Origin of the sequence: Pseudomonas sp. NFACC39-1, assembly GCF_900110355.1 — a bacterium.
Taxonomy (GTDB): domain Bacteria; phylum Pseudomonadota; class Gammaproteobacteria; order Pseudomonadales; family Pseudomonadaceae; genus Aquipseudomonas; species Aquipseudomonas tehranensis.
On the sequence record NZ_FODL01000001.1, the window covers coordinates 129,246 to 142,184 of the forward strand.

Annotated in this window: 12 protein-coding genes; 10 read left to right on the top strand and 2 right to left on the bottom strand. The window is 59.5% G+C overall.

The features are described 5' to 3' along the window. The first annotated feature begins 161 nt into the window (after positions 1–161). A complete protein-coding gene (argF, locus tag BMY45_RS00650; RefSeq protein WP_092393188.1) occupies positions 162–1,082 on the top strand; it encodes an ornithine carbamoyltransferase in 921 nt (306 codons plus the stop codon). Further along, entirely contained in the window at positions 1,079–2,182 is a 1,104-nt protein-coding gene (locus tag BMY45_RS00655; protein WP_092393191.1) for an ABC transporter ATP-binding protein, read from the top strand. The genes argF and BMY45_RS00655 overlap by 4 nt, the downstream gene beginning before the upstream one ends. A gap of 124 nt (positions 2,183–2,306) precedes the next feature. Here the strand turns inward: BMY45_RS00655 and BMY45_RS00660 are convergent, their stop codons facing one another. Together BMY45_RS00660 and ybaK are read right to left on the bottom strand one after the other, a co-directional pair. Beyond that, the gene (locus tag BMY45_RS00660) at positions 2,307–3,089 is read right to left on the bottom strand and encodes a PhzF family phenazine biosynthesis protein (RefSeq protein WP_092393194.1); all 783 of its coding nucleotides are present in this window, start codon (positions 3,087–3,089) and stop codon (positions 2,307–2,309) included. Positions 3,090–3,222: 133 nt separating this feature from the next. Continuing rightward, positions 3,223–3,693 (bottom strand): Cys-tRNA(Pro) deacylase, encoded by a 471-nt coding sequence (ybaK, locus tag BMY45_RS00665; protein ID WP_047227027.1) that lies wholly within the window; start codon positions 3,691–3,693, stop codon positions 3,223–3,225. Positions 3,694–4,014: 321 nt separating this feature from the next. On the opposite strand from ybaK, the gene BMY45_RS00670 reads away from it, so the two are divergent. From BMY45_RS00670 to BMY45_RS00705, 8 genes are all read left to right on the top strand, one after another. Next, positions 4,015–4,866 (top strand): MIP/aquaporin family protein, encoded by an 852-nt coding sequence (locus tag BMY45_RS00670; RefSeq protein WP_092393197.1) that lies wholly within the window; start codon positions 4,015–4,017, stop codon positions 4,864–4,866. Positions 4,867–4,942: 76 nt separating this feature from the next. Then, the gene (glpK, locus tag BMY45_RS00675) at positions 4,943–6,448 is read left to right on the top strand and encodes a glycerol kinase GlpK (RefSeq protein ID WP_092393201.1); all 1,506 of its coding nucleotides are present in this window, start codon (positions 4,943–4,945) and stop codon (positions 6,446–6,448) included. Positions 6,449–6,543: 95 nt separating this feature from the next. Further along, on the top strand, positions 6,544–7,299 hold the full coding sequence (locus BMY45_RS00680) for a DeoR/GlpR family transcriptional regulator (RefSeq protein ID WP_092393204.1): 756 nt from the start codon (positions 6,544–6,546) through the stop codon (positions 7,297–7,299). 251 nt (positions 7,300–7,550) lie between these two features. Next, entirely contained in the window at positions 7,551–9,089 is a 1,539-nt protein-coding gene (gene glpD / locus BMY45_RS00685) for a glycerol-3-phosphate dehydrogenase (protein ID WP_092393208.1), read from the top strand. 448 nt (positions 9,090–9,537) lie between these two features. Next, positions 9,538–10,452, top strand: a complete 915-nt coding sequence (locus BMY45_RS00690) for a glutamate/aspartate ABC transporter substrate-binding protein (RefSeq protein ID WP_092393211.1) — start codon at positions 9,538–9,540, stop codon at positions 10,450–10,452. Positions 10,453–10,645: 193 nt separating this feature from the next. Continuing rightward, complete coding sequence (locus BMY45_RS00695; protein WP_092393214.1) at positions 10,646–11,392, top strand: amino acid ABC transporter permease; 747 nt, start codon at positions 10,646–10,648, stop codon at positions 11,390–11,392. After that, a complete protein-coding gene (locus BMY45_RS00700; protein ID WP_092393217.1) occupies positions 11,392–12,063 on the top strand; it encodes an amino acid ABC transporter permease in 672 nt (223 codons plus the stop codon). Before BMY45_RS00695 ends, BMY45_RS00700 begins: the two co-directional genes overlap by 1 nt. Continuing rightward, complete coding sequence (locus tag BMY45_RS00705; RefSeq protein ID WP_047227036.1) at positions 12,060–12,794, top strand: amino acid ABC transporter ATP-binding protein; 735 nt, start codon at positions 12,060–12,062, stop codon at positions 12,792–12,794. Before BMY45_RS00700 ends, BMY45_RS00705 begins: the two co-directional genes overlap by 4 nt. The last annotated feature ends 145 nt before the right edge of the window (positions 12,795–12,939 follow it).

Sequence of the window (12,939 nt, forward strand, 5' to 3'; positions counted from 1 at the left end):
CCCTAAAATTGTAGCCCTATTGGTAAGACGCGACATTTCCTTATAAGATCGCGCCTTTCCCTTATTTCGTCGCCCCGTGCGGCTTTTGCCGCAGGTCTCGCCCGTTTTTTCATGAAACAAGGCTTTGAGCATCTGCGATCAGTGACAAAAGGTAGTCAATCATGAGCGCAAGGCACTTTCTCTCCCTGATGGATTTAACGCCCGATGAGTTGCTCGGCGTGATCCGTCGAGGCGTGGAGCTCAAGGACCTGCGTAATCGCGGCGTACTGTTCGAGCCCCTGAAAAACCGTGTGCTGGGGATGATCTTCGAGAAGTCATCGACCCGCACGCGTATTTCTTTCGAAGCCGGCATGATCCAGCTCGGCGGCCAGGCAATCTTCCTGTCGCCCCGCGACACCCAGCTGGGCCGTGGCGAACCGATCGGCGACTGCGCCATCGTCATGTCGAGCATGCTGGATGCGGTGATGATCCGTACCTTCGCCCACAGCACGCTGACTGAGTTTGCGGCGCACTCGCGCGTGCCGCTGATCAATGGTCTGTCCGATGACTTGCACCCCTGCCAGCTGCTGGCCGACATGCAGACGTTCCTCGAACACCGCGGCTCGATTCAGGGCAAGACCGTGGCCTGGGTCGGCGATGGCAACAACATGTGCAACAGCTATATAGAAGCCGCGATCCAGTTCGACTTCCAACTGCGCATCGCCTGTCCGGAAGGCTTCGACCCCAGCGCCGAACTGGTGGCCAAGGCCGGGAGCCGGGTGACCATCGTCCGTGATCCGAAACAGGCCGTGGCCGGCGCGCATCTGGTGAGCACTGACGTCTGGACCTCCATGGGCCAGGAAGAAGAAACCGCCAAGCGTCTGAAACTGTTCGCGCCGCTTCAGGTCAACCGTGCCCTGCTCGACCTGGCGGACGCCGACGTGCTGTTCATGCACTGCCTGCCGGCCCATCGCGGCGAGGAGATCAGCGTCGACCTGCTGGACGATCCACGCTCCGTGGCCTGGGACCAGGCAGAAAATCGCCTTCACGCACAAAAGGCCTTGCTCGAGTTTCTTGTCGAGCCGGCGTACCACCACGCATGAGTCATACCCTGTTACTGAACCTGCAGAACCTGACGTGCGGATATCAAAACCAGCGCGTCGTGCAGAACCTCAACCTGCACCTCAATGCCGGGGATATCGGGTGCCTGCTCGGCTCGTCCGGGTGTGGCAAGACCACGACGCTGCGAGCCATCGCCGGTTTCGAGCCGGTACAGGAAGGTGAGATCCAGCTGGCGGGGAAAACCATCTCCCGCGCCGGCTTCACCCTCGCCCCGGAAAAACGCCGCATCGGCATGGTATTTCAGGACTATGCGCTGTTCCCTCACCTGAGCGTGGCCGAGAACATTGCGTTTGGCATTCGCAAGCATCCGGACAAGGACCGCGTGGTCGAGGAACTGCTGGAACTGGTCAACCTGAAGAGCCTGGGCAAGCGCTTGCCCCATGAACTGTCCGGGGGTCAGCAACAACGCGTGGCCCTGGCTCGCGCCCTGGCACCGGAACCGCAGTTGCTGCTGCTCGACGAACCGTTCTCCAATCTCGATGGTGAGCTCAGGCGCAAGCTCAGCCATGAAGTGCGGGACATTCTCAAGATCCGCGGCACCAGCGCGATTCTGGTCACCCACGATCAGGAAGAAGCCTTCGCGGTGAGCGACCATGTCGGGGTATTCAAGGAGGGCCGGCTGGAACAGTGGGATACGCCCTACAATCTGTACCATGAACCGCTGACGCCATTTGTCGCCAGCTTCATTGGCCAGGGTTACTTCATTCGCGGCCAGCTCGACAGCCCGGAATCGGTGCAAACCGAGCTGGGTATCCTGCGCGGCAACCGGGCCTACACCTGGCCCATCGGTGGTGCGGTGGATGTGCTGCTGCGCCCGGACGATATCGTCTACGCACCGGACAGTCCGCTCACAGGCAGGATTGTCGGCAAGACGTTCCTGGGCGCCTCAACCCTGTATCGCCTGCAATTGCCGACCGGAGCGCAGCTGGAATCGATTTTCCCGAGCCATGCCGACCATCTGGTGGGGGACGATGTCGGCATTCGCGTAGCGGCTGAACACCTGGTGCTGTTCCAGGCTTCAGGGAGCACGGCGGCCCATATCCCCCCCGCGGAAAGCGGCGTGCGGCGCTACAGTCTGTAGGAGCTGACGAGTGCAACGAGGCTGCGATCTTTCCTTTGCCCATTGAGTCCCAAGCGAAAGATCAAAGATCGCAGGCTTCGCCGGCTCCTACAGGGAGGGGATCAGTGGGAATAAATCCCTCTTATCACCCCAACATCAACATCCCACTGGCCACCAACCTCGCATTCCCCCCAATCTTCACCCGCTCCCCCTCGAGTCGGCAGAACAGTTCGCCGCCCCTGGCCGAGCACTGATAAGCCGTCAGCCCCAACTTGCCCAGGCGCCTGGACCAATATGGGATCAGGCTGCAATGGGTCGAGCCAGTGACCGGATCCTCATTGATGCCAATCGCCGGGGCGAAATAGCGCGAGACAAAATCATGCCGGCTTCCCGGCGCAGTCACGATTGCGCCCGGCCACGGCAGTTTCGCCAGGGCCGCCATGTCCGGCTTGCAATCGAGCACCGCCTGCTCCGACTCCAGCACGACGAACAGTTCGTTGGCGCTCAACACGTCCACCGCTTCCACACCCAGGGCAGCCTGGACCACCAGGGATGCACCCAACTCGCTGGGGACGATGGCTGGAAAATCCAGCCATAGCCGATCACCTTCGCGAGTGACGCTCAACGCACCGGATCGACAGATGAAGTCCAGTCGCTCGACGGCTTCGTGATAGACCTCGAACAGCACATGGGCGCTAGCCAAGGTGGCATGCCCGCACAACGGTACCTCGGTGGTGGGCGTGAACCAGCGGATATGCCAATGCTGGCCTTCACGCACCAGAAAAGCCGTTTCAGCCAGGTTATGTTCAGCGGCGATCCTTTGCATCAAGTCATCGGCCAGCCAGGCGTCGAGCCGATAGACCATCGCCGGATTGCCGCCAAACGGCCGATCACTGAACGCATCGACTTGATGAAACGCAAGCTGCATGGCACTTCTCCTGATTATTGATGCATGAGCATGGGTGGCGAGCTACTGCTTTTCCAGTGACAGATCCGACGAATTTTCACCCTACAGCCCAGGACGAAGGCCCCGGTAGCCACGCTCACGCCCTGCGCCAGACTCAAGCCCGGCCGATATCCGCAAACGCCGCCCCGGTATGCTCGGCCAGTACCGCAGGCGCCAGCTCTACCTCCAGCCCGCGCCTTCCGGCACTGACAAAGATGCTGGCAAACGGCTGGGCAGAACTGTCGATAAAAGTGCGAAGACGTTTTTTCTGCCCCAACGGACTGATACCACCGAGCAGATAACCGGTCGAACGCTGGGCGGCCGCGGGGTCGGCCATCTCGACTTTCTTTACGCCGGCGGCATGGGCCAGGGCTTTCAAATCCAGGCTGCCGACCACGGGCACCACCGCCACCAACAACTCGTTTTTTTCGCTGGCCGCCAACAACGTCTTGAAGACCTGCGCCGGATCCAGTCCAAGCTTTTCTGCCGCTTCCAAACCATAGGAGGCTGCCTTGGGATCGTGTTCATAACTATGAATGCGATGTTCGGCGCGCACCTTTTTCAGCAAATCCAATGCAGGGGTCATGACCGCTCCTGAGGCGAATCGACGTAGAGAGTGCCCGAATTCTAAGGCATCGCTGACCAAAAGGCGCTGGGGCGCAGCGGCTTACCCGGCAAAACCATGGTGGCGAAACAGTCATTCACGCCACGAATAGTTTAAATATGACCGACGGTTCACTTTCGACCTTTGACACCAGCGTTTCTTGTCTATATTTTTTCGAAACTGAAAACATAAACGCAGGTCTCAACCAACACCCCGAGTTCAGGATGAGGATCCTGCCTCGGCGCTGAACGCGCGATCGGGCTTTACCGGACGCGCCAGACAACAACAAAAACCGAGGTTTGAATGACAATTGCTTTACAACAGCCACCCCTTTCCAGCCAATGCCTGGCCGAATTCCTGGGGACTGCCCTACTGATTTTTTTCGGCACCGGCTGCGTTGCAGCGCTCAAGGTCGCGGGTGCGAGTTTCGGCCTGTGGGAAATCAGTCTCATCTGGGGTGTCGGTGTCAGCATGGCGATCTACCTCAGCGCCGGCGTTTCCGGCGCACACCTGAACCCCGCCGTCAGCATCGCCCTGTGTATTTTCACCGACTTTGAAAAGCGTAAGTTACCCTTCTACATTATTTGCCAGGTGGCCGGCGCCTTTTGTGGCGCGCTGCTGGTCTACACGCTGTACAGCAATCTATTCTTCGATTTCGAACAGTCCCGGCAGATGATTCGTGGCTCAGAAGCCAGCCTTGAACTGGCCTCGGTATTTTCCACTTACCCACATCCAGCGCTGTCCACTGGCCAGGCCTTTCTGGTGGAGGTGATCATCACCGCCATTCTGATGGGCGTGATCATGTCCCTGACCGATGACAACAATGGCCTGCCCCGCGGCCCGCTGGCGCCACTGCTGATCGGCCTGCTGATCGCGGTGATTGGCAGCTCGATGGGGCCACTGACGGGCTTCGCGATGAACCCGGCGCGGGACTTCGGCCCTAAACTGATGACTTTCTTCACCGGGTGGGGTGAAATTTCCCTCACGGGTGGACGCGACATTCCGTACTTCCTGGTTCCGATTTTTGCACCGATCGTGGGTGCATGCCTGGGCGCTGCAGCCTATCGCGGGTTGATTGCCCGCCATCTGCCCAGCGCCACGGTTGTTACAAAGGATGCAGAACCGGCCATTGACGGCAAGCCCAGAACATCCTGAAACAATCGGCGCACACTTCTGCCCGCTCAAGCGTGCGCCAAGCCTCACCCCTTATTCACGTCCCAAGGCAATCGACATGACCGACATTCAGAACAAGAACTACATCATTGCCCTCGACCAGGGTACGACCAGCTCACGGGCGATCATCTTCGACCGTGACGCCAATGTGGTCTGCACCGCCCAGCGCGAATTCGCCCAGCATTACCCCCAGGCCGGCTGGGTCGAACATGACCCGATGGAAATCTTCGCGACCCAGAGCGCGGTGATGGTGGAAGCCCTGGCCCAGGCGGGCCTGCATCATGATCAGGTCGCTGCGATCGGCATCACCAACCAGCGCGAAACCACCGTGGTCTGGGACAAGACCACCGGCCGGCCGATCTATAACGCGATTGTCTGGCAGTGCCGGCGCAGCACCGAGATCTGCCAGCAACTCAAGCGTGACGGCCACGAACCGTACATCAGCGAAACCACCGGCCTGGTCACCGACCCGTATTTCTCCGGCACCAAGCTCAAGTGGATCCTGGACAACGTCGAAGGCAGCCGCGAACGCGCGCGTAACGGCGAACTGCTGTTTGGCACCGTGGACAGCTGGCTGATCTGGAAATTTACCGGCGGCAAGGTCCACGTCACCGACTACACCAACGCCTCGCGCACCATGCTCTTCAATATTCACTCGCTGGAGTGGGACGCGAAGATGCTCGAGATTCTCGACATCCCTCGCGAGATGTTGCCGCAAGTGAAGTCGTCCTCGGAAGTCTATGCCCGCACCAAGAGCGGCATCGCCATCGGTGGCATCGCCGGCGACCAGCAGGCCGCCCTGTTCGGCCAGATGTGCGTGGAGCCAGGCCAGGCGAAAAACACCTATGGCACCGGCTGCTTCCTGTTGATGAACACCGGCGACAAAGCCGTCAAATCCAATCATGGCATGCTCACCACCATCGCCTGCGGCCCACGCGGCGAAGTGGCCTACGCCCTGGAAGGCGCGGTATTCAACGGTGGCTCCACCGTCCAGTGGCTGCGCGATGAGTTGAAAATCATCAATGACGCCCTCGACACCGAATACTTCGCCAACAAGGTCAAGGACAGCAACGGCGTGTACCTGGTGCCGGCCTTCACCGGCCTGGGCGCCCCCTACTGGGACCCCTATGCCCGTGGCGCGCTGTTCGGCCTGACCCGCGGCGTGCGGGTCGACCACATCATTCGTGCAGCGCTGGAGTCGATTGCCTACCAGACCCGCGACGTACTCGACGCCATGCAGCAGGATTCGGGCGAACGCCTCAAGGCCCTGCGCGTGGACGGCGGCGCGGTAGCGAACAACTTCCTGATGCAGTTCCAGGCGGACATTCTCGGCACCCGGGTCGAGCGCCCGAAAATGCGGGAAACTACAGCGTTGGGCGCCGCGTATCTGGCCGGCCTGGCGTGTGGTTTCTGGGGCAGCCTGGATGAACTGCGCGGCAAGGCGGTGATCGAGCGCGAATTCGAACCGCAACTGGACGAGCAGGCCAAGGAAAAACTCTACGCTGGCTGGCAGAAAGCGGTCAGCCGCACCCGCGACTGGGAACCTCACGAAGACGCTGAATAAGCCGAAGCTGAGTACGGCGAGGGTGTGAAACTGGTCGGGAGGGGATTCCTGCGGCATCATGGGCAAATTTTGTATGGCAGCCCAAAGGAAGCCCCATGAATCTGCCTCCCCGTCAGCAGCAAATCCTCGAACTGGTCCGCGAACGCGGCTACGTCAGCATCGAGGAAATGGCGCAGCTCTTCGTCGTCACCCCGCAAACCATCCGTCGCGACATCAATCAATTGGCGGAGTTGAACCTGCTGCGTCGCTACCACGGCGGCGCGGCCTATGATTCGAGCGTTGAAAACACCGCCTACGCCATGCGCGCCGATCAGATGCGCGACGAGAAGCAACGCATCGCCGAAGCCATTGCCGCCCAGATCCCTGATCACGCCTCGCTGTTCATCAACATCGGCACCACCACCGAGTCCATCGCCCGGGCGCTGCTCAACCACAACCATCTGAAGATCATCACCAACAACTTGCATGTGGCCTCGATCCTCAGCGCCAAGGACGACTTCGAAGTTCTGATCGCCGGTGGAAATGTACGACGCGACGGAGGCGTGGTAGGCCAGGCCAGCGTCGACTTCATCAACCAGTTCAAGGTCGACTTCGCCCTGGTGGGCATCAGCGGGATCGATGAGGACGGCAGCCTGCTGGATTTCGATTACCAGGAAGTGCGCGTCTCCCAGGCGATCATCGCCAACGCCCGGCAAGTGCTGCTCGCCGCGGACTCCAGCAAATTCGGACGCAACGCCATGGTCAGACTGGGGCCGATCAGCCTGATCGACTGCCTGGTGACCGATCAGCCCCCCGTGCCGGCCCTGGCGCAATTGCTGAGCCAGCACAAGATTCGGCTGGAGGTGGTGTAGAGAAGCAGCTTCAAGCTTCAAGCTTCAAGCTTCAAGAGATCGCAGCCTTCGGCAGCTCCTACGCCTATTCCTGTAGGAGCTGCCGAAGGCTGCGATCTTTTTTTCTGTTCGAAAATTTTCCTTTCAGTTTCCTTTGATCAGTATTTTCAATCGAAGACGACTGGCTGTTGCTGAGTTTATCGGCTAGTATTTTCGCAAATGAACATTAATGTTCGAATTCAAATATTACGAAAAGAACCCGAGGCCAGCCGATGCCCACTTCTACCTTGCCTACGCCCCCTCTCGCTGAGGTTTACGACGTCGCCGTCATTGGCGGTGGGATCAACGGCGTGGGGATTGCCGCAGACGCAGCGGGTCGCGGCCTCTCGGTGTTCCTTTGCGAAAAGGACGACCTGGCCAGCCACACCTCCTCGGCCAGCAGCAAGCTGATCCATGGCGGCCTGCGCTACCTCGAACACTACGAATTCCGCCTGGTGCGCGAAGCGCTGGCCGAGCGCGAAGTGCTGTTGACCAAGGCGCCGCACATCGTCAAGCAGATGCGCTTCGTATTGCCCCACCGCCCGCACTTGCGCCCCGCCTGGATGATTCGCGCCGGCCTGTTCCTCTACGATCACCTGGGCAAGCGCGAACAACTTGCCGGTTCCAAAAGCCTGAAATTCGGCGCCGACAGCGCGCTGAAAAGCGAGATCACCAAAGGTTTTGAATACTCCGACTGCTGGGTCGACGATGCGCGACTGGTGGTGCTCAACGCCATGGCCGCCCGGGAAAAAGGCGCCCATATCCACACGCGCACCCGCTGCGTGAATGCCCGCCGCAGCAAAGGCCTGTGGCATTTGCATCTGGAACGCGCCGACGGCAGCCTGTTTTCGATCCGCGCCAAGGCGCTGGTCAATGCGGCCGGCCCGTGGGTCGCCAAATTCATTCGCGATGACCTGAAGCTGGAGTCGCCCTACGGCATCCGCCTGATCCAAGGCAGCCATCTGATCGTGCCGAAACTCTACGAAGGCGAGCATGCGCACATTCTTCAGAACGAAGACCAGCGCATCGTATTCACCATTCCGTATCTGAACCGGTTCACCTTGATCGGCACGACCGACCGCGAATACACCGGCGACCCAGCCAACGTGGCGATCACTGAGGGCGAAACCGATTACTTGCTCAAAGTGGTCAACGCTCACTTCAAGAAGCAGATCAGCCGCGACGATATCCTGCACAGCTATTCCGGCGTTCGTCCGTTGTGCAACGACGAATCCGACAACCCGTCAGCCGTCACCCGGGACTACACCCTGGCGCTCTCGGGCAGTAGCGAAGAAGCGCCGCTGCTGTCGGTGTTCGGCGGCAAGCTGACCACTTATCGCAAACTGGCCGAATCGGCCATGGCGCAGTTGGCCCCGTATTTTACTCAGATGCGCCCGAGCTGGACCGCCGTCGCCACCCTCCCCGGCGGCGAAAACATGACCACCCCGCAAGCGCTGTGCTCGGCGATCCGCGACAAATTCGACTGGGTACCGACCGACCTCGCCCGCCGCTGGGCCACCACCTATGGCAGCCGCACCTGGCGCATGCTTGAGGGCGTGCACAGCCTCGGTGACATGGGCGAACACATCGGTGCGGGCCTCTACACCCGGGAAGTCGACTACTTGTGCAGCGATGAATGGGCTATCGATGCCCACGATATCCTGTGGCGCCGCAGCAAACTTGGCTTGTTCACTACTGCGGCGGAACAGGAAAAGCTGCAGCAGTACCTCAACGAGGTCGAACACAATCGCCGCAAGATCGAAGCGGCCTGAACGTTAAAGTGATTAACCCAAGCCCCTGAATCCGCCGATTCAGGGGCTTTTTGCTATCTGGCATACACCGCCGTCCTTTGTGGGAGCGAGCCTGCTCGCGATGAGGCCATCAGCTTCAATATAAGTCTCGCCAGGCAGACCGCTATCGCGAGCAGGCTCGCTCCCACAAGGGATATGGAGATGCCGGAGTGCATTCGGTTTTCCGAACACGACCGGCCAGTCAATTCGGCCAACCGGATAAACAGCCTGTGGAATAAATCAAAAAAAATCCTTAATTACGTTTAAAAACAAACAGTTAATCTGAGCCAACTGGCCTGGCACGACTCATGCTCTACACTCCTTCGAGACGAATGCCTGCATGCCAACACAACAGGAGCTGCCAGGTACTTCGAAGCACTCAGGGCCGACGAACCGGCTGAATAAGAAAAACAATGTCGAGGAAATATCGATGCGCATCGTTCCCCATCTCCTGGGCGCAGCCATTGCTGCCGCTCTGATCAGCACCCCGGTTTTCGCTGCCGAACTCACCGGTACGCTGAAAAAGATCAAAGAGTCCGGCGTCATCACGCTCGGGCATCGCGACGCTTCCATTCCGTTTTCCTACATCGCGGACGCCTCCGGCAAACCGGTCGGCTACTCCCACGACATTCAGTTGAAAGTCGTCGAAGCCCTGAAAAAAGAACTGGACGTGCCGAACCTGCAGGTCAAGTACAACCTGGTGACCTCGCAAACCCGTATCCCGCTGGTGCAAAACGGCACCGTCGACCTGGAATGCGGTTCCACCACCAACAACGTCGAGCGTCAACAGCAGGTTGATTTTTCCGTTGGCATCTTCGAGATCGGCACCAAACTGTTGTCCAAGAAAGACTCCAAGTACAAAGACTTCGACGACCTCAAGGGCAAGAACGTCGTGACCACCGCCGGCACCACGTCCGAGCGCATCCTCAAGTCCATGAATGCCGACAAGCAGATGGGCATGAACGTGATCTCGGCCAAGGACCACGGCGAATCGTTCAACATGCTCGAAGGCGGCCGCGCCGTTGCCTTCATGATGGACGACGCCTTGCTGGCCGGTGAAATGGCCAAGGCCAAGAAACCCGCCGACTGGGCCGTGACCGGTACCCCGCAGTCCTTCGAGATCTACGGTTGCATGATGCGCAAGGGTGACGAGCCGTTCAAAAAGGCAGTCGATGACGCCATCAAGGCCACCTACGCTTCTGGCGAAATCAACAAGATCTACGAAAAGTGGTTCATGCAGCCAATTCCGCCAAAAGGCCTGAACCTGAACTTCCCGATGAGCGAAGAGCTCAAGAAACTGATCGCCGAACCGACCGACAAAGCGGCCGACGAAAAGAAATCCTGATTCCTGACTAACCTTGTTCCCTGAAAGTGCTTTTGCACTTTCAGGGAATGGTCACTCCCTGCTGGCATATCTGGAAACACTCGAACCGGTGGCTGTCGAGCCGATCGCGTGTGCCTGCCCTTCAAGGGTCAGGTGGGAATGGAACTTCCCCAGGCGGGTATTTGCATATCGATCGATCTGAGGGGAGACCCTAATGAATTACAACTGGGACTGGGGCGTGTTCTTCAAGTCCACCGGCATCGGCAGCGAGATTTATCTCGACTGGTACCTGGCCGGCCTGGGCTGGACCATCGCCATCGCCGTCGCGGCCTGGATCATCGCCCTACTGCTGGGTTCGGTTCTGGGCGTGATGCGCACCGTGCCGAACCGGCTGGTGTCGGGTATCGCCACCGGCTACGTGGAGCTCTTTCGTAACGTGCCGCTGCTGGTTCAGCTGTTCATCTGGTACTTCCTGGTGCCCGACTTGCTGCCAGCAGACCTGCAGGAGTGGTACAAGCAGGACCTGAACCCCACGACCTCGGCCTACCTGAGCGTCGTGGTGTGCCTGGGCCTGTTTACCGCCGCGCGGGTCTGCGAACAGGTTCGCACCGGTATTCAAGCGCTGCCGCGCGGCCAGGAATCCGCCGCCCGGGCCATGGGCTTCAAGCTGCCGCAAATCTACTGGAACGTCCTGCTGCCCCAGGCCTACCGGATCATCATCCCACCGCTTACCTCGGAATTCCTGAACGTCTTCAAGAACTCCTCCGTGGCGTCGCTGATCGGCCTGATGGAACTGCTCGCACAGACCAAACAGACTGCCGAGTTCTCCGCCAACCTGTTCGAAGCCTTCACCCTGGCGACGCTGATCTACTTCACCCTGAACATGAGCCTGATGCTGCTCATGCGCATGGTCGAGAAGAAAGTCGCGGTGCCCGGCCTGATTTCCGTGGGGGGTAAATAATGGAACTCGACTTCACTGGCGTCATCCCGGCCATTCCCGGTTTGTGGAACGGCATGGTGATGACGCTCAAGCTGATGGCCCTGGGCGTCGTCGGCGGGATCATCCTGGGGACCATCCTGGCGCTGATGCGCCTGTCCCACAACAAGCTGATCTCCAGCATTGCTGGCGCCTACGTCAACTACTTCCGCTCGATCCCGCTGCTGCTGGTCATCACCTGGTTCTACCTGGCGGTGCCGTTCGTACTGCGCTGGATCACTGGCGAAGACACACCGATCGGTGCGTTTGGCTCCTGCGTCGTGGCGTTCATGATGTTCGAGGCGGCGTACTTCTGCGAAATCGTACGGGCTGGTGTGCAGTCGATCCCCAAGGGTCAGATGGGCGCTGCCCAGGCGCTGGGCATGAATTATGGCCAGACCATGCGCCTGATCATCCTGCCCCAGGCGTTTCGCAAGATGACCCCGCTGCTGTTGCAACAAAGCATCATCCTGTTTCAGGACACCTCGCTGGTCTACACGGTCGGTCTGGTGGATTTCCTCAATGCTTCGCGGGCCAATGGCGACATCATCGGCCGCTCCCATGAGTTCCTGATCGTCGCAGGTCTCGTGTACTTCACAATCAGCTTTGCCGCCTCGCTGCTGGTCAAGCGTCTGCAAAAAAGGTTCGCCGTATGATCTCTATCAAGAACATCAACAAGTGGTATGGGGACTTCCAGGTACTGACCAATTGCAGCACCGAGGTCAGCAAGGGTGAGGTTGTGGTGGTGTGCGGTCCGTCGGGTTCGGGCAAGTCCACGCTGATCAAATGCGTAAACGCCCTGGAGCCGTTCCAGAAAGGCGACATCGTGGTCGACGGTACGTCCATCGCCGACCCGAAGACCAACCTGCCGAAACTGCGCTCGCGCGTTGGCATGGTGTTCCAGCATTTCGAGCTGTTCCCGCACCTGACCATCACCGAAAACCTGACCATCGCACAGATCAAGGTGCTGGGCCGCAGCAAGGAAGAAGCTACCCAGAAAGGCCTGCAGTTGCTTGAGCGGGTCGGTCTGTCGGCCCATGCCCACAAGCACCCGGGCCAGCTCTCCGGCGGCCAGCAGCAGCGCGTGGCGATTGCCCGCGCCCTGGCGATGGACCCGATCGTGATGCTGTTCGACGAACCGACCTCGGCCCTTGACCCGGAAATGGTCAACGAAGTGCTCGACGTGATGGTGCAACTGGCCCACGAAGGCATGACCATGATGTGCGTGACCCACGAAATGGGCTTCGCCCGCAAAGTGGCGAACCGGGTGATCTTCATGGACCAGGGCCAGATCATCGAAGACTGCGAGAAGGAAGAGTTCTTCGGCGATATCAGCGCCCGCTCCGAACGTGCGCAGCATTTCCTTGAGAAAATCCTGCAGCACTAAACAACACCAGTTCCCCTGTGGGAGCGAGCCCGCTCGCGATGAGGCCAGTTCAGTCAACCTTGATGTTGAATGTCCGTCCGCTATCGCGAGCAGGCTCGCTCCCACAAGGGACTGCGGTACTTCGGTAAGTGTTGTGGTTGACCCA